Origin of the sequence: Leptolyngbya sp. O-77 (assembly GCF_001548395.1) — a bacterium.
GTDB lineage: Bacteria > Cyanobacteriota > Cyanobacteriia > Elainellales > Elainellaceae > Thermoleptolyngbya.
Genome location: NZ_AP017367.1, coordinates 2,110,350 through 2,131,078 on the forward strand (window position 1 = coordinate 2,110,350; position 20,729 = coordinate 2,131,078).

The 20,729-nt window shown below is 58.4% G+C and carries 15 protein-coding genes; 6 read left to right on the forward strand and 9 right to left on the reverse strand.

Annotated features, from left to right (window positions below):
* Window positions 1–30 precede the first annotated feature (30 nt).
* The 3 genes from O77CONTIG1_RS08990 (at window position 31) to O77CONTIG1_RS09000 (ending at window position 2,735) form a co-directional block, all read left to right on the forward strand.
* Entirely contained in the window at window positions 31–1,419 is a 1,389-nt protein-coding gene (locus O77CONTIG1_RS08990; protein ID WP_068509902.1) for a 16S rRNA (cytosine(967)-C(5))-methyltransferase, read from the forward strand.
* A gap of 377 nt (window positions 1,420–1,796) precedes the next feature.
* Complete coding sequence (locus O77CONTIG1_RS25460) at window positions 1,797–2,300, forward strand: hypothetical protein (RefSeq protein ID WP_068509903.1); 504 nt, start codon at window positions 1,797–1,799, stop codon at window positions 2,298–2,300.
* A gap of 18 nt (window positions 2,301–2,318) precedes the next feature.
* Window positions 2,319–2,735: a DUF1824 family protein gene (locus O77CONTIG1_RS09000; protein ID WP_068509905.1), complete on the forward strand. Its 417-nt coding sequence runs from the start codon at window positions 2,319–2,321 to the stop codon at window positions 2,733–2,735.
* 194 nt (window positions 2,736–2,929) lie between these two features.
* Here the strand turns inward: O77CONTIG1_RS09000 and O77CONTIG1_RS09005 are convergent, their stop codons facing one another.
* The 3 genes from O77CONTIG1_RS09005 to O77CONTIG1_RS09015 all read right to left on the reverse strand — a co-directional run bounded on the left by O77CONTIG1_RS09005 (window position 2,930) and on the right by O77CONTIG1_RS09015 (window position 8,340).
* The gene (locus O77CONTIG1_RS09005; protein WP_068509908.1) at window positions 2,930–6,340 is read right to left on the reverse strand and encodes a phycobilisome rod-core linker polypeptide; all 3,411 of its coding nucleotides are present in this window, start codon (window positions 6,338–6,340) and stop codon (window positions 2,930–2,932) included.
* Window positions 6,341–6,709: 369 nt separating this feature from the next.
* Window positions 6,710–7,567 carry a CHAD domain-containing protein gene (locus O77CONTIG1_RS09010; protein ID WP_172799655.1) on the reverse strand — a complete coding sequence of 286 codons (858 nt, stop codon included), beginning with the start codon at window positions 7,565–7,567 and terminating at the stop codon, window positions 6,710–6,712.
* A 152-nt stretch (window positions 7,568–7,719) separates the two neighbouring features.
* Complete coding sequence (locus O77CONTIG1_RS09015) at window positions 7,720–8,340, reverse strand: L-threonylcarbamoyladenylate synthase (RefSeq protein WP_068509911.1); 621 nt, start codon at window positions 8,338–8,340, stop codon at window positions 7,720–7,722.
* Window positions 8,341–8,533: 193 nt separating this feature from the next.
* On the opposite strand from O77CONTIG1_RS09015, the gene O77CONTIG1_RS09020 reads away from it, so the two are divergent.
* Complete coding sequence (locus tag O77CONTIG1_RS09020; protein WP_068509913.1) at window positions 8,534–9,025, forward strand: hypothetical protein; 492 nt, start codon at window positions 8,534–8,536, stop codon at window positions 9,023–9,025.
* A gap of 113 nt (window positions 9,026–9,138) precedes the next feature.
* Here O77CONTIG1_RS09020 and prmC read toward each other — a convergent pair whose 3' ends face one another.
* On the reverse strand, window positions 9,139–10,086 hold the full coding sequence (prmC, locus tag O77CONTIG1_RS09025) for a peptide chain release factor N(5)-glutamine methyltransferase (protein ID WP_286132637.1): 948 nt from the start codon (window positions 10,084–10,086) through the stop codon (window positions 9,139–9,141).
* Between the two features lie 9 nt (window positions 10,087–10,095).
* A complete protein-coding gene (locus tag O77CONTIG1_RS09030; protein WP_084782415.1) occupies window positions 10,096–10,893 on the reverse strand; it encodes a Tic22 family protein in 798 nt (265 codons plus the stop codon).
* Window positions 10,894–11,236: 343 nt separating this feature from the next.
* On the opposite strand from O77CONTIG1_RS09030, the gene xylB reads away from it, so the two are divergent.
* Window positions 11,237–12,739, forward strand: a complete 1,503-nt coding sequence (gene xylB, locus O77CONTIG1_RS09035; protein ID WP_068509917.1) for a xylulokinase — start codon at window positions 11,237–11,239, stop codon at window positions 12,737–12,739.
* A 93-nt stretch (window positions 12,740–12,832) separates the two neighbouring features.
* Entirely contained in the window at window positions 12,833–13,366 is a 534-nt protein-coding gene (locus tag O77CONTIG1_RS09040; protein ID WP_068509919.1) for a GNAT family N-acetyltransferase, read from the forward strand.
* Between the two features lie 196 nt (window positions 13,367–13,562).
* Here O77CONTIG1_RS09040 and O77CONTIG1_RS09045 read toward each other — a convergent pair whose 3' ends face one another.
* The 4 genes from O77CONTIG1_RS09045 to O77CONTIG1_RS09060 all read right to left on the reverse strand — a co-directional run bounded on the left by O77CONTIG1_RS09045 (window position 13,563) and on the right by O77CONTIG1_RS09060 (window position 20,496).
* Window positions 13,563–15,185, reverse strand: coding sequence for a cation:proton antiporter (locus tag O77CONTIG1_RS09045; RefSeq protein ID WP_084782418.1), 1,623 nt, complete (start codon window positions 15,183–15,185; stop codon window positions 13,563–13,565).
* A 103-nt stretch (window positions 15,186–15,288) separates the two neighbouring features.
* Window positions 15,289–16,623 carry an FAD-dependent hydroxylase gene (locus O77CONTIG1_RS09050; protein WP_286132638.1) on the reverse strand — a complete coding sequence of 445 codons (1,335 nt, stop codon included), beginning with the start codon at window positions 16,621–16,623 and terminating at the stop codon, window positions 15,289–15,291.
* A gap of 170 nt (window positions 16,624–16,793) precedes the next feature.
* Window positions 16,794–18,467, reverse strand: coding sequence for a DNA repair helicase XPB (locus tag O77CONTIG1_RS09055; protein WP_068509921.1), 1,674 nt, complete (start codon window positions 18,465–18,467; stop codon window positions 16,794–16,796).
* 55 nt (window positions 18,468–18,522) lie between these two features.
* Window positions 18,523–20,496 carry a helicase-associated domain-containing protein gene (locus tag O77CONTIG1_RS09060; protein WP_068509923.1) on the reverse strand — a complete coding sequence of 658 codons (1,974 nt, stop codon included), beginning with the start codon at window positions 20,494–20,496 and terminating at the stop codon, window positions 18,523–18,525.
* Window positions 20,497–20,729: the final 233 nt, after the last annotated feature.

The window sequence follows — 20,729 nt, forward strand, 5'->3', positions numbered from 1 at the left end:
CGCACCCGCTGTTTAGCTACGGTAGTCAGTATGAGTCAAAATGTGGGCCAAAACTTGAGGCAGGTTGCCCTGGAGGCGCTGCGGGACGTAGAGCGGGGCGCATTTGCCGATGCGGCGCTGGACAAACGGCTGCACTGGGGCGATCTGTCGGAGCGCGATCGCCGTCTGACCACCGAACTCGTCTACGGATGCGTGCGGCGACGGCGCACCCTGGATGCGCTAATTAGCCAGTTTGCTACGAAACCTGCCGACCAGCAGCCGCCCCTGCTCCGGCTGATTTTGCACCTGGGACTCTACCAAATCCGCTATCTCAGCCAGATTCCCGCCTCCGCCGCCGTCGATACGACGGTGGATCTGGCAAAGACAAACGGCTTTGGCGGCCTGGCAGGATTCGTCAACGGGCTGTTGCGGCAGACCCTCCGGCAAGCCGCAGAGCGCGAGTCGGGCGATCCGCTAGGGCTGCCCGCCGACCCCGTTTCGCGCATCGGCATCCTGCACAGTATGCCCGACTGGCTCGTGCAGCAGTGGATCGCGCAATTTGGCGAAGCTGATGCCGAACAGCTCTGCGCCTGGTTTAACCAGCCACCCAGCATCGACTTGCGGGTGAATCGGCTGCGGGCATCGGTGGAACAAGTGGAAGCCGCGATGCAGGCGGCAGGCGTGACCGTGGAACGGCTGGCGGGCTTTCCCCTGGCGCTGCGGCTGCGGAGCCATCGCGGGCCGATTCCGGCGCTGCCGGGCTATGCGGAGGGCTGGTGGTCGGTGCAGGATGCCAGCGCCCAGCTTGTGGCGGCGCTGCTCGACCCGCAGCCAGGGGAAACAGTGATCGATGCTTGCGCGGCTCCGGGCGGCAAGACGACGCATTTGGCGGAGATGATGGGCGATCGCGGTTTGATCTGGGCGGGCGATCGCAGTGCCAGCCGCCTCAAAAAAGTGCTGCAAAATGCCGAGCGACTGCAACTCACCAGCATCCAACTGTGTCCTGGTGACAGTCGCACCCTCACCCAGTTCACTAACCAAGCAGACCGAGTGTTGCTGGATGCGCCCTGTTCGGGTTTGGGCACGCTGCACCGCCATGCCGATGCCCGCTGGCGACAAACGCCCGACTCTGTGCAGGAGCTTGCCCAGTTGCAATCTGAACTCCTGCGCCATGTCGCCACCTGGGTCAAACCGGGTGGCACGCTGGTTTATGCCACCTGCACGCTGCATCCTGACGAAAACGAGCGCGTTGTGCAACATTTCCTGGCAACCCATCTCGATTGGAAAATCGATCCGCTGCCCAGCAACCATCCCGCTGCCCGGTTTCAACAGCCGGAGGGCTGGCTTCGCATTTTGCCCCATCGGTATGACCTAGACGGCTTTTTTATGACAAGACTAATTTCTTGCAACAGGTCGTTGCCTGCTGGCAGCCCAGACTAGGGTGATATCGCAAAATAACGCCGATCTCGGCGCGAATCACGGTTGCGTTTGACCTGCGCTGTTACGATTAACAAATAGTGAATGATTGTTGCGGCAGGGTATAGCTGAGCGTTATGGTTGAACGTCCTATCAAGAAATCTGAGCGTCAGACCCAGGAAGCGTCTGAGACTACTTCTAACACTTCTAACACGGCGTCTTCTAGCACTCCATCCGGGAGCAACAAGCCGCGCCCAGTTAAAAAAAGTGAACGCACTGGCCGAGATGAGTCGCCGCGTGAACGATCGGAGGATTCGCGGTCGGGCGATCGCCAGCGTCGGAAGGGCAAAGGCGGGCGTGATCGAGACGATCGCCCTTCGCCGTCGGTTAGCCCAGCCCTGATGCGCGGACCCAAGCCTACTCAGAAGAAACCCGTTGAAGAGCCGCCGTCAGAGGAAATCGCCGCCGAGGACGCATCCCTAGAAGCAGCAACAGAGGAAGTGGTCGCAGAAGAAGTCGTCGCAGAGGTGGTTGGAGCATCCGCACCAGAACCAGAATCCGCTGCTGAGCCTGAACCCGCTGCTGAAGCGCCTGCGCCAGAACCCGAATCTGAGCCGGAACCCGAACCCGAACCTGTTGCTGAGCCTGAACCTGTTGCTGAAGTGCCTGCGCCAGAACCCGAATCTGAGCCGGAATCTGTTGCCGAAGCACCTACGCCTGAACCGGAATCCGAACCTGCGCCTGAACCCGAACCCGAACCTGTCACCGAAGCACCTACGCCGGAACTGGAATCCGAACCTACGCCTGAACCCGAACCTGAGCTGGAACCTGTTGCAGAAGTGCCTGTGGCTGAAGAAACTGCGGAGCCTGAGGCCGCTGCCGAACCAGAAACCTCTAAGGCATAGTCAGGGATTGGCTAGATTATGACAGATTCTAAGGCGATCGCCCTCACTCGCGGTCAGGCTCATCGTCTGCTCAAGCAGTTCGATTGTCAGACTGCTGCGCCCACGCTATCCGCTGAGGAAAAGGCGAGGCTCCGCGAGGCGCTAAAGCTGGTCGCACAGCACTCGGATTATCAAATGCTGGGGGTTTGCGCCAGTTCTCAGCCAGAGGGCTGGAGGGCGCTGGAGCAATATGCGATCGCCCTTAGCTATGCACCCCAGCCGCCAGCGGTTTCGCTGGACGGCCCGGTCTATCTCAAGTTCAATCCCAAATCAAGCCTGTGCTACGTAGACACCTATCCTGGTGAGCATCGCGGCGTGCTAGTTTCCTGTCAGTCTGCCGATTCCGACGACATTAACGATCTCTATGGGCATCTGCCCTTAGATCTTTGGGACTAGGAACCTATGGGATTAGGGGCTGGATGGGTTCAGAAGATGCCCTGATCCCTAGCCTGACTCTCAATCTCAAAAACAAAAAGCCTCAGCACAATGCTGCGCTGAGGCTTTGCCGTTCAACTAATTAAATTAACCAGTCGGCGTGAGCAAGATATCCAGCTAGGGCAGCCCAACGGACTACCCCGGCCTCTTACGTTCTACTGCCCGGTCAGATACGAGGGCGACAGGCTCGACCAGGACTGCTTCACCAGGTCGGCATCTGCCGTCACGCTGCCCAGGTAGTTGCCTGCGGGCAAAGAGGGGAAGCGCTTATAAGGCACTACGTCTTCGCCAAAGTAGCGCGAGTATTCTGCGCTTTCCACCATCGCGTCTACGGCTGCTTTCAGACCACGGTCGGCCAGCAGCTTGTTGTATTCGCGGATCTCTGCCTGGGTGGCGGGGGCGCGGCCCAGCAGATGGCGGAACAGAAACTCGATCACCTTGGTGTTGGGATAGGGCGTGTAGAACCGCTTGCGGTAGATGTCCGAACCCGCTAGCGTCTTCACAAACTCGCGCACCGAGATCTCCCCATTCCGCAGCTTGCTTTCCAGGTCGCTGCGGCGGAACTCGGCCGGAACCTGACCGCTAAACACGTCCATCACCTGCACATAAATCGCATCGATCACCAGTTCCGTTTCGCCCCGCGTCATGCTAGGGTTCATGCGGAAGATCCGAGCAGGCTTGCGGCGAGAAGTTCCCACCCCAATCTCTACTGATTGTCCCTGACCTTCCGCCAGGAAGGAGCGACCCAGTTCCACAAACTTGGGCTTGGTGGGGTCGGGCTGACGAGCTTGGGTGGATAGATTGGCGATCGCCAGTCCAGTCAGCGGCAGCTTGGTCGGGTCTATCTTCGACTTCACCGGCTCAAAGCTGGGCACCACCAGCGTCTTATTCTGCTTGGTGAGCGTGTTATACAAGCGCTGCGTATTTGGGAAGTTGGCCGCAGGCAGCGTCAGGAAGCGGTTGTAGGGCACCGTATCTTCGCCAAAGGCCTGCGCGTATTCGGCGCTGTTCACCATTGCGTTGATAAAGCCCTTCAGCCCCTGCGATGCCAGGATCTGGTTATACTTGCGGATTTCTGCCTGATCCAGCGGCGCACGACCCAGGAAGTGCTTCGTCCCCAGCTCAATCACTTTGGTATTGGGATAGGGCGTGTAGAACTCCTTGATATAGAGGTTTGAGGTTCCCAACCCTTCGATGAACTCCTTCAGGTTGATCTCGCCATTGCCCAGCTTGCTCTCCAGGGCGGTGAACTCGTTCTGGACGATGTAAGGCGCGATATCCCGCTCAAACACCTGGCGATAAGCCGCACCAATCACCGTCTTCAGTTGGTTCACATCTGCTGCCGAAGTCAGCTTGAAGACCTTGGTTTGCTCCCGCTTCTTCGACACGCCCTGATTAGACCGGAACTGCACGTCTGGCTCCGTGCGGACTTCCGTCACTGCGCCTAGAGTCACAAAGCTTGGCGTTTCCTCAGCCACAGGCTTCAGCAAGCCCTTATCCACAATGCTGCCGACGCGGTTGGTTCGCAGCGACAAGCCCGCGGGTGTCAGATAGCGCTCGTAGGGCACCGTGTCTTCGCCAAAGGCCTCGCTGTACTCCAGGCTGTCGATCATGGCATCGACTACCGCATAGAAGCCCTTCTTCGCCGCAATGTCAAAGTAGGCGTTGATCTCTTTGCGTCCGTAGGTGGGGCGGCCCAATAGGCGGCGGTGGATATACTCGATCGCCTTTGTCACATACAGCGGTGTCCAGTAGAGGCTGCGGAACAGGTCAGATTTCGCCAAAATCCGCACAAACTCGCGTACCGTAATCTCGCCGTTTTCCAGCTTGATTTCGGCTACCTTCTGGCGCTGCCCCTCATACACATCGCGCCCAATCACTTGCAGGTAAATAGCGCGAATCACGGCCTGTGTCGAGCTTTCCGAATACTTAACGCTGATGCCCTTGGTGTCGCCGCCCTTCTTGCTGAAGGTGCCTGTATAGCTAGGAAGCTGATCCAGCTTGAACACTTTAGGCCCAAGCGCACCTGGCGCAACACCGCGTGCGCTTGGATTGCTCAACTGATTATTGATGCCGGGGCCGCGATTAATGAGAATCCGGCGAGTATCTTTGCCGAAGGGGGCAGGACTGGTGCTGGGGTTGCGGGTCTGTTTGGGGAAGATCGCGCCAAACTGGATTTCCAGGGGGTCGTTGCCAGAACCGTAGACATGCTGATCGGGCAACGGCTGGTTGTACTTGGCGAAGGTGGTAATAAAGTGTGGCACCTTGCGGAACGGGGCGCTGTACTTAAACAGGTCTTGCTGGGGGCCCCAGTTGCGGCACTCTTGTGCTTCCTGACCCAAACCACGCAGATAGGGCACCGTCTCTTCGCCAAAGTAGTCGGAATATTCCTGCGAATCGACCAGCGCATCCACCAACGCCGACAGACCGCCTTTAGAAACGATGCTGAAGTACTTCTGCACTTCTTCACGAGAGCTGGGCCCACGTCCCAGGATGTGGCGGAACGCCAGCTCCAGGGCGCGGCTGTTGATATACGGCTCGTAGAAATTCTTGCGATACAGCGGCGACTTGGCCAGACGACGAATGAACTCCTTCATGGAGATTTCGCCGTTTTTCACCTTGGATTCCAGGTCAGAAATGCCGAGGGAATAGGCGCGAGTGATGTCGCGCTCGAAGACCTGACGGTAGGCCGCTTTCACCACGTCGTTCTTCTCGGTAGAAGACAGACCTGGCTTCATGGCGTACTTGGGCCGACGCTCTGCCGCATTGAAATAGATCTGGGGCAGTTGCAGACCTTGCTGGTCGCCCGAAGGACGCTGACGCAGCTTGTTAGAGGGGCTGGGCGCAACGAACTCGTTAATCAGCACTTCAAAGTATTGCGTGACGATCAGCGCGGCATCGGCATCGTCGCGGAACAGCGTCAGTGCGCCGACCCGCATTTCTTGCAGCGCAACGATGGTCGCTTCGCCAGAGCAGGCGTTTTCGATGATTTCGCGCAGTCCGCGCACGTTCACCGAGATGATGTTGGGGTCGCCCGCCACGATTGCATAGGTGACGTAGCGCAAGAACCAGCTCAAATCCCGCAGGGACTTCTGCATATTCGCAGGGCCGTAGCGGGCGACGTTGATGGGGCGAAATCCGGGGGGAATTGGCCCCGCACTAGGGGTGGCAAAGAGGTTTCGCAGCCCCTCCAGTAAACCGCCGCCGCTGCCAGAAACGTAGGTGACGGTGCCTAGCTTCATGGCTTCTTCGGTGTCGAGGGCAACGCCGCCCATCGTCATCATGACGGGGACTTCTTCAGGGGGCTTTTCAAGAAACGCCATCGGGGAGCCGCCGACAAAGATGCGGTTGGCGGCGCGAGAGACGATGAGTTCGGAGCTTCTGGTAAGAGCATCGGCGATCGCCAATCGCTTGAGTCCAGAAGAGAAGAAACTGGTTAGTTCGGCGAGTTCACCCCGCCCCAGGAATCGGTCTTGCTGCTCCGCCTGGGAAATGGTTGAGACGGGTAGGGTTTGATAAAGATTTGGACGCGCAACAGAGCTTCCACCGCTTGCCGTGACACTCATTGGATTTCAAAAGCTCCCTTAATAAACAACTGCCTCAGGTGAGAAGTAGACGTTCCCAGTACGAAATTCAGAACGGCTTGAATAACGACACCCTTCGACGGGGCGGAAGAGATTGTCGCAAGCGATACTAAACAAGCGTTCTGGGGTCTTACAGATTAACTTTTAGATTAGAACGTTTAGGCCCCGTCATGCGGAATGTTAAAAAGCATGTCGAGAACCCTCTCTAGAGTGTCCCAAAAAACCCGATTCTATGGATGGAATCAGACTGAGAGAAGTAATAAGTTTTGTTGCAAAACAAAGAGATGCAAGAAAAAAGGAGGAGCGCTGGAGTTCTGTAGTGGCTCCATTCCCGCCCCCCTCCGTGACCCATCACTCTCCAACAGGCTGGAGCAGCATCTCATAAAGCTGATAGCGGGAGGCTGGATCAAGCTGCTGGAGACGGGTTTGGTTCCAGTTCGCCAGAATTTTCTGTTGGTTGGATTGCACCATGTGTCGCAGTTCCGATAACTCTATGCCTTTGGGCAGCACGTCGGACAGCAACTCCAGTAGCACCTGAATATCTTGCAACCTGCCGAGGCTGTCTTGTAGTGACTTTAGCCCAGCAATCCAGGCTTTGAACTGCGTGCCATAGAAACTAATGAAAAACTCTGCTTGATAGCGGACATGCTTACAGGCTTTGCGGAGGTCGTGCAGTGTGGGGGCGGTGTCTTCTGTTACCTCTTCGGTGGCGATGAGCCAGCCGGGGTGTAGCAGCGAGGTCGATAGTAACGGGCTGAGTAGGTCGGGCAGGACAGTCATAATTGGGACTTGAGCCAGCGATGTGAACTGGGGAGCGCTGAGCCAAGTTTCGTAGGCGGTTTTCAGGTCTCGATAGCGGCTCTGGCTGAGGATGTCGCGGGTGCCTGCAAGGGTTTTGCAGCGCTTTTGCTGGAGTGCGGCGATCGCCCTCTCTAGGTACGCCTGCTCTGGCTGGCTCAGATGGGGATGATAGTCGGTCTGGAGCGTAGCGATTTGCACGTCTAGGTCGCGCAATTTGCCCAGTGCCTTTGTGAGCGATCGCACGTGCTTGGCATGGGCCGCTCTAGGCAGCACAATGGCTGCTGCAAACACTTGTAGCGCCGTATAAAGCCGACGGCTATGAACGCGCATTTGGTGGAGATGTTCTGGGTCAGTATCTGCCAGAACGTGCTTTTCGTGCTTCACCATCTGGCGATACTGCTCACCCACGATGCAATGGGCGTACTCTCCTAAGGTTAACAGCTGGAGAGTTTGATGGCTGTGCTGGCTTTTTTGGCTTTGTTTCCCCTTGCTCCGCTGCTCAGTTTTCATAAGGGAATTTACCGTTTTCTAGTCTTATCTTAACCTACGATTTTTGCGGTCTATGGCTCGAAAACGACCTGGCCCTGTCGCAAAATGCTCCATCCCTCATCGGTCCATTTCACCACCGTCGAGGGAGTTCCAGAACCCGCATAGGTAGTGGACACCAAGAGCGATCGCCCCAGTTCGTCTAGCGCTGCTTCTGTCAGCGTATAGACATCGGGAAACTGGGCGTTGATGTCCGATAAATCTTGTAACGCGGGTTCTCCGGAGCGGTTAACGCTGGTGGTGGCCAGGGGGCCTGTCTGTGCCAGCAGATGTCGCGCCAGAGCATGATCCGGTACACGAATGCCGATGGTCGTTGGATCAGTCGGGTTCATGGCGCGGGGGAGGCGATCGCCCGCAGGCAACACCAGCGTCACCGCTCCCGGAAAGTAGCGCTCCGCCGCCGCCTGCCACTGCGCCTTTGCCGCCTCGTCGCCTGCAACAAACGCCCACAGATCTTCCACACTGCCGCCCATCAAAATCAGCGGCTTGCGCTCGTCTCGCTGCTTGGCGGCATAGATTAGCCCCGCTGCGTCTGGTCGCGTCGCCAAGGCTGGCACGGTATCCGTTGGGAAGCTAATCAGCCCAGCGCCTTGCCGAGCAATATCAACCAATTCAGCCAGAGACACTTGCGGCATCGCAGGAACCCCTTCACAGTTCAAAATAGAGGACTTTAGCTTATCTCAAACTCGCGCTATCCTACGGATTACAAGGGTTTAAGGCAACTTCTCTGCGCTAATTTTTTGCTAATTTTCTACTGCTGCCGCATTATCATGCCTGGCTGTTTATACCTTCACCTTATACCTTCACCAACGTCATTGATTTTGCAACATGGATAACCCGCCCGCTTCAGAGCCAACACCTGTACAGCAACAGTGTGCCAGCCTGCTCAAGACCTTTTGGCAAGCCAAATACGCCGCCTATCAGAGCGGGGAAGACACCCCTGAAGAAATGCCGCTGCGTCAGAATGCGATCGGCGGCATCGGCATCGCAGGCACGCCCCCCCTGCCCGCCACCGTTCAGGCTGCCTACGATTTCTATGATGAAAACGTGATGCAGCGCGACTGGGGTTCGGTGTCGGTTTCTCAAATGCCAATGGAGGGCGCACCCCACGGCGCAGTTTACGCAGTGGTGACGACGACCGACGGCGATGACGGCTGGCTGGAACTCTTCGACCTGGATGGCAATCCGCTGGGCGCAGCCCGCACGTATTTGGAACTGGTGTCCTGGGGCGATCCAGAAGTGCTGCGGGAGCAGGTGCATACGGGCGAGTTTCCTGAAGAGTTGCAGGCGCGAATGGACACGACGCTGTGGGGGAAGTGAGAAGGAAGAGGGAAGAACGAAGAACGAAGAGGGAAGAGCAGGTTTTCGCTTTTCTATCTTCGTTCTTCCTTTTTCCACTTTCGTTCTTTCTTGAAATCCCTATTGCCTATCTATCACCTCCTCACGCTGACGGCAAATCGCTCGATTCCGGCCAGGTCGGGATGAATCTGAACCGTGGTGTATTGTCTCGTTTTGCTGAGGAGTTGGGCGACGGCTGGGGCCTGGCTGACCATCATTTCCAACAGCAAGAGTCCGCCTGGTTTCAGGTAGCGGGGGGCGGTGTGGACAATATAGCGAATGCAGTCTAGCCCGTCGGGGCCGCCGTCGAGGGCGGTGGGGGGTTCGTGGCGAACGACCTCTGGGTCAAGATGGGGCAAGTCGTCCGTAGGGATGTAGGGCGGGTTTGAGACGATGCCCTGTAGCTGTCCGGCAAGGGGGGCTAGCGGCTCGAACCAGTCGCCTTGGTGAAACTGGATGCGATCGCCCATTCCAGCAGTATCGGCATTTTGTCGGGCGATCGCCAGCGCGGGTTCGCTCCTGTCCACCGCGTGAATCGTCGCTAGCGGAAAGACCGAGGCTAGCCCAAGGGCGATCGCCCCGCTGCCCGTGCCTAGATCAGCCCAGTGACTAGGTTCATTCAGGGGCAAGCCACATTGCAAAGCTGCCGATTTTGCCAGGTCAATCAGCAGTTCTGTCTCTGGACGCGGAATCAGCACCGCAGGCGACACGGTCAGGTCAAACTCTCGCCAGGGCACCCGGCCGACCAGATATTGCACAGGCACCCGGTCGCGGAGCCGCGCCTGCCAGAGCTGGGTCAGGTCAGCGAGGGAACGGTTGAGCGGGATTTCTCGTGAAAACGGTGGGCCAAGCTTTAGCAGCAGTGGCGCTACGCCAGCTCCATGTTGCAGCAGCCAATCGACCTCTGCTGGATTGACCTGATGGGCGATCGCCGACTGACGCGCAGCCTGCCGCCACTGCCAGAGGCGATCGCCCGCCACCGTCTCAGCCACCGTCTCAGCCACCGTCTCAGCCACCGTTTCAGCCACCGTTTCAGCCTTCAACCGCAGGCACTAGCGGGTTCTGCCGCCGCTATTGCGACCGCCTCTGGCCGGTGCTGCACCGCCATTCGGCTGCAACGTGCGAATATACTCCAGTGTCTCGCGAGGCGGCACCAGCACCACCTGATTCAAGTCCGGATCATCGCTGCTCTGAAAAACCTGGATTAGTGTTTCCAGGCTGGTCACTTGCACTCGCGTCCGGCCTGCAAGACTAGGCTCCTGCTGGGTAATGCGGCTCACCATGGCCTGCAAGTCCTGCTGGGTAAAGAAAATCGGAATTACCCGCTGGTTGCCCTGCTGAATGGTGAGATAGCCGCCGCCCTCTTGGGTTGATTCTAGAAAAAACAGCGGAACCCCCTCAAAGTTCTCAGGATTTTGCCGATTTTGCTGAAGTACGGTGCGGGCCGACTCAACCTGCTGACGCATGGGCACAAAGTAGAACCGCAGCCCATCATCGTTGTTTTGCTGACGCACCGCCAGTTCAAAAATTTCTGCCAGCGAAACGGTTGTCACCTGCACCGAGTTGCCAAGCTGGGGATTGCGAGATTTCAGTCCTTCGACAAACTGCTGCGCGTCTTGACGGCTGATGAAGACCCCTGCGACGGGGGTGGTATTTTCGCCATCTCCGGTCGTCGCAACGAGCGGCGTGCCATCGGCATCGGTAACTGCAAACACAGGGATGGGGCGGAGTCGCTCTACGACTTGCTCAGTGGTGAGCGCCAAGACGCGCAGTCCACCCGCCAAAAGACCAGTCAACGCGATGCCACCTGCGACTGCGATCGCCGCACTCCGTTGAAATAGTGACCTCATAACGACTTAATACTCCTTAATTACAGGCCCAAACGGATGTTGCTTTGGGGCTTGTTTGGGTCATCGGGGGAAAGTTTAGACGGTTGCAGCAACGCCGCTCGTCAGAGATTTTTTCCCTGGCACCACCAGCGCCGAAAGTTGGATTCATTCTACAGGCAAGTGGGTCGAGTTAGCAGACTGCTTGTGCCAGAGGCAAGTTCCGCTACTGTCCGCTACTAAAAGGCACGTCTATGCCAAGAGGCAGAGTGGTTGGCGTGGTCGAGTGTGGGTTAAACGCTTGAAGCCAGTCACTTTGCATCTTCTACTAATCATCCGCCCTTCTCATCTTTTGTCCCTTTTCCCAATGTTCCTTGGAATCGACCTGGGCACCAGTTCCCTCAAAGTGCTGCTGATGAGCGCTGATGGAACCGTCATTGCTGAAGCCTCTCATCCGTATCCGGTCAATGCGCCCTATCCGGGCTGGGCCGAAAGCGACCCGCAGGACTGGTGGAACGCAGGGGCGATCGCCGTTCGCAAGGCAGTTCAGTCCTATGCCGCGCAGGTGCAAGCCATCGGGCTGTCAGGGCAAATGCATGGCGTGGTGGTCTGTGATGGGGTAGGAAACCCACTGCGGCCGGCGATTCTCTGGGCCGATGGGCGATCGCACCAGGCGCTAGCACTCTATCAAGCGCTGGGGGCTGAGGCGCTGCGGCCGCTGGCTAACCCGCTGACGGTGGGCATGGCGGGGCCGAGCCTGCTCTGGCTGCGGCAGTGGGAACCAGAGGTGTATCGCAGCGCCCGCTGGGCGCTGCAACCCAAAGACTGGCTGCGGCTGCGGCTGACCAGACGCGCGGCGACGGAACCCTCGGACGCTTCGGGAACCCTGATGGCGGATGTGGTAGCGGGAACCTGGGCGATCGCCCTGCTGGAGGCACTGCACCTGCGAACCGACTGGCTACCGCCAATTGTGGCTTCGAGGGCGATCGCCGGAACCCTGACCCGCAGCGCCGCCGAGCATCTGGGTTTGCCTGCCGATCTGCCCGTCGTGGCCGGAGCCGCCGACACGGCCGCTGCGCTGCTAGGGAGCGGGCTGACTACGGCTGGAGCCTGCCAGCTTACCCTCGGCACCGGGGCGCAAATCACCCTCCTGCGCGATTCGCGAAGCGATCCCTGCGGGAATCGCCCCATCCTTGACCCGCAGGGCTGCACCCACCTGTTTCACGCGGCCCTCCCGCATCAGTGGTATACCCTCGCCGCCATGCAAAATGCGGGGCTGGCGCTAGAGTGGGTGCGGCAACTGCTGGGCCTAAGCTGGACCGACCTCTACGACCAGGCGTTTACTGTGGAACCGGGCTGCGACGGGCTGGTGTGCTTGCCCTACCTCACTGGAGAACGCACCCCCCACCTCGACCCCACCCCTGCCGGCGCCTGGATTGGGCTGGGGCTGCACCACACCCGCGCCCACCTGGCCCGTGCCGCGCTGGAGGGCGTTGCCTTTGCCATTGCTCAGGGCTTTGCGGCAGTCCAGGCAACCGGGGCAAATCCCGATACCCTGTATCTGGCGGGCGGCGGCAGCCTGCATCCCCAGTGGCGACAGCTTTTGGCCGATGTGCTTCAGCGTCCGCTATGCAGCGTCGAAACCCGATCGGCTTCGGCCCGAGGAGCGGCTCTGTTGGCGGGCCGGGGAATCGGGCAAGATGGACCAGTAGGGGAAACCTGGACTGAGAAGCAGGCAATTCTTGGCGGGAGCGCAACGCAAATCGCCCCCTCCCCGCAGATTACCGTTCTCAACTCCCTCCCCTCTGCCCTGGAAGTCGCCCATCAGCGCTTTGCTCAACTTTATCCGGCAGTGCGATCGCAGCTTTGAAAGAAGGGTCAGGGGACAGAAGGCAGGGATTCGGAACGCACGCTCTGCCCGCTTTACTTTTCCCCCTGCCCATCCACAACCCAATCCTCTCCCATGCTCACCCCCGTCACCACCTGGTATCTGGAAATGCTCAGCCCAGAGTGGCTGCGCCCCACCACATCCAGCCGTGCCGATCTCGTGGTAAGGCAGGCCGAGGTGCCGTCGCCAGAGTTTAGCCGTTTCCTCTATACAGCGGTGGGGGGCGACTGGTACTGGCTCCAGCGGTTGTCCTGGAGTTATGAGCAGTGGTTACGCTATCTCGATCGCCCGCAGGTGCAAACCTGGGTGGCCTATGTGTCGGGTACGCCAGCAGGCTATATAGAACTGGAGGCGCAGCCCGATGAGAATGTGGAAATTGCCTACTTTGGGCTATTGGGGCAGTTCATGGGGCAAGGGCTGGGCGGACACTTGCTGACGGTGGGCACGCAGCAAGCATGGAACATGGGGGCAAAACGGGTGTGGGTGCATACATGCAGCCTGGATGGCCCCTACGCGCTGAAAAACTACCAGTCACGCGGGTTCAAGCTGTATGACCAGCAGGTGCATTCCGAGGATCTGCCAGAGCAACCGCCTGGGCCGTGGACTTGAGCAAGCGTTGGTTGCTTAGAGTCAATGCTCCAGAGTGGGCCACGGATAAAATCACTAGAAGCCCGCAGATGCGTGACTGGCAATCCAAAATCGCAAATCCAAAATCCAAAATCACGGTTAGGTTCGTCATGCCCGAAACGTCAGTCTTCCCAGTCGGTTTTAGCGTCGGTTTATTAGTCAAGTCTGAGCATTCGGGTTAGTTCTCTTTGGCGGCAGCAACGGCAGTGTTTCCCGGCTTAGCGACTGGCCCTGGGAGGTGAGGATTTTCCTCTGCGTTGATGATTGCTTCCAGTAGGGCCGGGGGTTCTTGGTTGAGCCGTCCTAGTTGCACCAGCTCATAGTAGGCGTTGGACTCTACGGCCAGCAGTTCCTTTCGCAGCGTCTCGACCCCCAACTCCGCTAGGGATGGGTCTTGCTGACACAATGCCTGACTCTGCTGCTGCAATTTGAATAGCTCGGACTCGATAGTGGCCCGCTCTGCGCGGAATGCTGTTGGATCGATGCCTGCGCTAGTACCCGGTTGCTGCATATAGTCCAGCACTTTTTGCAGCGCGGTTTCCCGTGAGATGAGTTCTAGATACTGCTGCTGGATTGGGTTTGCCTGGATCAGGTCGAGCGCCTGCAACAGCGGCTTGACCGTGATGCCCTGCACCAGGATGGTGAAAAACACTGTGCCAAACACCACCGCGATTAGGGCATCCCGTTGGGGTACGGTTTCGGGCACGCTGAGGGCCAGTGCCAGCGCCACACCGCCCCGCAGCCCGCTCCAGCACAGCATGGTCTGGAGGTTCCAGCCGATATCGACGGTGGTGATGCGGTTGCTGAGGGCTGTGAGCAGGGCGATCGCCACGACGCGAGTCCCCAACACAGCGGCGATCGCCACCGCAATGCCCGCCAGCCCCAACCATACCGAGTCGATCAGCAACTGGTCGCCAATTAGGAAAAACAGGATGGAGTTGAAGAAAAAGGCAATAAACTCCCAAAACTCGCTAACCACGACCCGCGTCCGGGGGTTCATGCCCACCCGCGACCCAAAGTTTCCCAGGATTAGCCCAACGGTGACCGTGCCGATTACCCCCGACCCGCCTAGGTTTTCGCCAATCAGGTAGGCGGCGTAGGCTCCCACCAGCGTCAAGGACTGCTCCACCAAGGGCAGGTCAAATTGTTTGGTGATTAGCGAAATGCCGAAACCTACCAGCAGCCCCACGCCCACACCGATACCAACGACGGAAGCAAATTTTACAATCAGGTTTTGCAGATCGAAGGTTTCAGTGCCCGTCGCCAGACCTAGCAGCAGGCTAAAGGCGACCACGGCCGTGCCGTCGTTGAACATACTCTCGCCTTCGACCAAGACCTTCAGCCGCGAGGGTGCGCCCAGTTCTCGCAGCAGCGTGCTGACTGCCACCGGATCGGTTGCGGACAGACACGCCCCCGTGAGCAGCGCCACCGGCCAGAGAAAATCGGCCCATTGTGCCAGGGCGAAGGCAATGCCCAAAATTGTCACCACGACACCCAGCGTGGCATAGAGCGCGATGGGAACCAGGTTGCGGCGGAGTTCGCCCCAGCGGATATTCCAGGCGGCCTCAAACAGCAGTGGCGGCAGGAAGATCCACAGAATTAGCTCTGGCGAGGGCGAGAAGAAGTGAATATTCAGCAGCGCCAAACCCATGCCCGCGATCACCAGCAGCACCGTGTAGGGCAGCTTCCGCATCCAGGGGATGCTCTGCGGCAGCACGGCGATAATCAGCGCTGCTGAGATCACCAGCAAAAACTGCTTTAGGTTTTCTTCAATCGAGACGGGTTCAACCAGAGATTCCATAGCGCAAACACATGAACCGACAAATGCGACAAGTGTGGTTTAGTGTAGCGTCTTTTCTCTGAAAGCCCGGTACTACAGGACTCACTAACGCTTTTAAGACTGTTTAAGACTGATGCAGTTTCGATCCGTTTTCTGGCTTTGATTGGGGTTTTACAGGTTGTTGGGCGAGTTGGGGCGATCGCCCGCCCAGCCCCGTCATCAGCCGCAGCGCCAGAAATCGCAGTGGCCGCAGCCCGCCCATCAGCCGCAGCGCCAGCCGTCGCGCCAGCACCAGCGGTCGCCAGCGGTTGGAAAAGGTGCGATCGAGCAGGTCGGTAAAGCCCAGAATCGTTAGGTTCTCTAGCCTGCGCCAGCGCTCGTAGCGCTTCAGCACGGGCAAGGTGCCCAAGTCTTTGCCTGTGGCGTGTGCCTGGGTTAGCACCTCCGCCAGCGCCGCTGCATCCCGAATGCCCAGGTTTAGCCCTTGCCCGCCGACGGGATGGCAGCAGTGGGCTGCGTCGCCCACCAGCGCCAGCCGGGGCTGCACATAGCGATCGCTCTGCATCAGCCGCACGGGGAATAACGCGCGATCGCCCACCAGTTCCAGCCGCCCCAACTGCCCGCCATAGCGTCGTTCTAGCTCTGCCAGAAATGTGGTTTCATCGATTTCGAGCAGCGCTGTTGCCTCGGCATGGGGAGCCGTCAGCACGATCTGGCAGCGGTTGTCGGGCAGCGGCAGCGTGGCAAAGGGGCCGCTCGTCCAAAAGTGTTCGCGGGCCACGTTGCCGTGGTCTTTTTCGGGGCGAATTACCGCTGTCACGCAGGACTGCCAGTATTGCCAGCCGTGGGTGCCGATGCCCGCCGATTCCCGCAGGGGCGATCGCGCTCCGTCCGCCGCCACCAGCAGTTGCGTGGTGAATGTCCGCCGTTCGCCCTCCTGCTCCAGATGCAGATTGACGTGATCGGATTCATAGTCCACCCCCGCCAGCGTTGCGGGGCAGTGCCAGGTGAGGTTGGGCGCGTTGTCCAGGGCTTCGTAGAGCGATCGCAGCAAGACGTGATGTTCTCCCACATAGCCCAGTTCCGCTGTGCCTAGGTCTTGGGGCTGGAGCGTCACCACAGCGGGCGAGTCTTCGTCTGCCAGCCGGATCTGGCGAAAGGTAGTAATTTGCGGCAGGATTTTGTCCCACAGCCCCAGTCCAGCAAAAATGCGCCCCGTCATCAGCGTCAGCGCGTAGGCCCGCCGCCAGGAAAAGCCCGCCTCGATGGGCTTTGCCTCGATCACCGCCACTCGCAGCCCGGAATGTTTCAACGCGCAGGCCAGGGTTAGCCCGACGATGCCCCCGCCGGCGATCGCCACGTCATAATCCAGCCGGTGGGTAAAACTGTCTACCAGAGAGTGTTGGGAAACGCTCTGCTGACCCAAAATTTCTAAAACCGAGCCAGCGTGGTCAACCAAAGAACGCGAATCTAAAACCATGTCGGAGCGCAAAAGGCAGATGAATAATGGAAATTAAAAGTGTTAAGTAATTTAACTAATTCTATTGTGACGCGATCGCCCGCTTCCTTTCAAGCCAGCAAACCGAAATCGCAGCGGGCAGACCCAGCGTTCACCAAACTTCCACCCCGCTACGAGTCCAACACCTGAATGTGATAGCTATAGCCCTGCTCTGCCAAAAAAAGCTGGCGATGGCGGGCAAAGTCTTCTTCGCAGGTGCGGAACGAAACGAGCGTAAAGAACTGGGCGCTGCGACCGTCTGCCTTGGGCCGCAGCACTCGCCCTAGCCGCTGTGCCTCTTCCTGGCGGGAACCATACTTGCCCGACACCTGGATCAGCACGTCCGCATCGGGCAAATCCAGCGCAAAGTTGCCCACCCGCGACAAGATCAGCCCGGCAACTGTGCCAGCGCGGAACTGTTCGTAAAGTTGGTCGCGATCGCGCTGCGAGGTTTTCCCGGTCACAATCGGTAAATTCGTTAGCTCTGCCAGGTGCTTAAGCTGATCCAGATATTCGCCGATGATTAAAATCCGGTGTCCGGCTTGCTGCTGCAACAGCGACATCACCACCTCGGCCTTGCGCGGATTTTCGGCGGCGATGCGAAACTGTTGGCGTTTTTCTGCCAGGGCGTATTCCATCTGGCGGTCTGAGTCTTGGGGCACGCGGATTTCGGTACATTCTGCCGCCGCGATGAAGCCCCGTCCTTCCAGTTCCCGCCAGGGCACGTCATAGCGCTTGGGCCCAATGAGCGCAAACACATCGCCCTCCTTGCCATCTTCACGGATCAGCGTCGCAGTCAGACCCAAGCGGCGGCGGGCCTGTAGCTCAGCCGTGATGCGAAAAATCGGCGCAGGCAGCAGATGCACTTCGTCATAGATGATCAGCCCCCAGGAGCGGGCGCTAAACAGTTGAAAATGGGGGAAGTCGCCCGTTTTATGGTCGTGGTAGCTGAGGATCTGGTAAGTAGCCAAGGTAATCGGGCCCGTTTGCTTGGTTTCGCCGCTGTATTCGGCGATCGCCTCTGGCGGCAGCGTGGTTTTGTCGAGCAATTCCCGCCGCCATTGGCGCACCGAGGTGAGGCTGCTAGTTAGCACTAGCGTATTTTCCTGGACAGCGGCGATCGCCGCCATGCCCACCATCGTCTTGCCCGCGCCGCAGGGCAGCACAATGACCCCACTGCCACCGCGCACACTGCCCGCCTGGTAGAACACCTCGGCGGCCTCTTTTTGATAGTCTCGCAGGGAAAACGGCTGCCCAGACTGGCTGACCGAGCGCAGCTCAATAGACAGCGCATCACCTTCTACATAGCCCGCCAAATCTTCCGCCGGATAGCCCGCCCCTAGTAGGGCCTGTTTCAACACGCCGCGATCGCCCGCGTTCACCTCAAACACCAGCGCCGAGCGGCGATCGCCCAGAAACTTAGCCACAGACTCGTTGCGGCTGAGCAGTTCTGCCAGGGGTTGGTCTGCCATCTTCAGCAGCAGGCAATCGCCCTCCCGCTCGATCACTGTCAGCCCATAGCGGCTGCCCAGGGCTTCGATTTCCTGCGCCACTGCATCGGGCATAGGATATTTGGCGTGTTCCCGTAGGGCGGCGATCATGTCTGCGACGGGCATTCCCGCTGCCCGCGCATTCCAAATGCTGAGGGGCGAAATCTGGTAAGTGTGGATATGCTCCGGGCTTTTGACCAGTTCAGCAAAGGGGGCGATCGCCTCCCGCGCCGCCTCTGCCCTAGGCGAGTGAACCTCCAGCAAGACCGAGCGATCGCTCTGAATAATGAGGGCGTTGTCGGCAACGTAGACCATTGCAAGATTTTGGATTTTGGCTTGGGGATTTTAGATTTTGAATGCGGGCAGCGGATTAGCCCAGTCCAGGTAGGCTGTAGCCAAGCTTTTTGAGGGCGTTGTTGAATTTGGTTTCAGATTCTAGCGGCACGATCAGGTAGGTTGCCTGACCAGCGGCGATCGCCTGGGGCTGGTCTGCCAAAAAGCAGTAAGCCTTGGTGCGAGAATCATTGGCAATTTGCATGGCCAAGGCTGCATCGGCACAGCGAATCACGCGGGCAGTGCTGAGGGGCTGCAAGCGGGTGGTGCGGCTTTGCAAATCGCTGAGAAATTGCAGCACGGTCTGGGGCAACGCCTCCACGCTATTGGCTTCGAGGAACGCTTGCAGTTCTTCAACGGTGCGTCCTTGGGCGATCGCATCCAGCAGTTTCGCCTGCTCCAACTGCCACACCGAGTCCGACACGGGCTGCAACAGGCTGTCCAGCATCAGGCGATCGGCCCGGCTGAGCGTTTGCAGGGCCACCACTTCTCGATTGGGCAACACGCGCAGCACTTGTTTTTGCGGCAGAGCCGCGGGCACGTAGCGATCGCTCAGCCCCAACACATAAGCACCCAACGGGGTCAGCCGAAAATAGCTCAGTCCGTCGTAGCGGCTTAAACAGTTTCTAGTGTGGAAATCTCCAAACGGACTATCGTTGCTTAAAATCTGAATGACTTTGGACAACGCCGTTTCCCCGTCATCGTCGTCGGTATTTTCAGCGACTTTATCAGGGTTGAGCAACCCTCCCTCAAGAGACCACTGAAACAGGGCATCATCGGGATGAACGTAAGCAACATCGATTAGTCCTAGCGTTGCGGCATATTCAAACAGGAAAGCCGCCACATAGCGGGCTTCCAAAATCACAAAACTGGCGGAATAGATGGGGCCGTGGTCTTCTAGCGTTAGGCTTTCTGGATTGCGGCTCACCTCAAATTCATAGCCTGCCGCGATGATATAGCGCAAAAAGTGCATAAGCGACACCCATCGCCCCACCGGGCAATCTTTCAAGGCTTCGACAATTTTGCTGCGTCGGCCCGCAACGGCGGTCAGACTGCGCTTGGCTTTGCCCGTTTGCCCTTTGATGCTCTCGACTCGGCGCAACTCGTCCAGCAGGGTGTTCTTTAACCAGGCTTTCCAGAGGGTTTGCAGGGTTTTTTCGGGTGGGTCGCCGAGGGCCTTTTGCCCCGCTTTGGTCAGGCTGAGCCGCTTGCCATTGAGTTCTACAAACTTGGCCGCTTGCAGCAGCATCACCCAGGCAAAGGGCTTGATGAAGCCGATGTCGTAGCTATAGCGCCAGCCGCCCGGTGATTCTTTGGCGGGCCAGGCACTATAGTAATCGCCCGCTTCTAGCACCTCGGCGATCGCACTCAGGGTTGCAGTGGTTGGGAAAAACGTCTTGTCGCTCACCGACACTTTGCCCAGATCTACCAGCCTGAGTACCGCCTGCAAGTCCCGACGAGCGATCTGCTCGGTATCTTGAAGCTTCTGCGGCAGATGGAGGGTGTGAATCTTGGGCTGCCGTTGTCCAGATTCGTAGCGCCGCTGTTGGGCGGGCTGGGTGTCTCCCACAGTCTCGACGGAGGGGATGGGCGTTGGCTCTGGCGGCGGCACAAAGGCCTTGAGTCGTGCCTTCAAATCCTTCGGCATTGTCCCCGCGTAGAAAAACAGAGACAGCACCGACGGCTTGAAGTGATAGGAATAGGTGGAACCCGTGCCCCACTTGGGCGACTTGCCGTATTTGCAGGCAAAGCGGGTTTTGTTAAATCGATCGTCTTCTGCGTGAACCACTTCGGCGATCGCCGCTCGTTGCAGCAAATCACAGCGCTCCCAGAGTCGGCGCAGCGCGTCCCCCTCCATCCCTTGGAGAACGAAATTGACCAGCTCTGTTTTACGAAGGGGTGGCTTGTCCTCCGACACCAAACCTGCCAAGCTCTTGATCTGATCGACCGTGAGATGGTTTAGCGCTTCAGACAGGCGGGGAATCGAGTCGGGCTGACTGTAGTAAGCCATAGGACACACAGCCGAAAGGTCAGAATCAGGGGTAATCTCTGCATCCTAAAGGAAACGATGAGAAATGCAAGGAGTCTTCCCGGTAAAATAAGAGCTTTGCGGATGCCGAAATTACAAAACCGTTACAAAGCCTCACGCGCCACGCCGACCTCAACCTTACACGCTCAAATAAGATGCTTAAAGTTAAGACGCTTAAAGTTAAGACGCTTAAAGTCGCTCTCAATTCAACGCTC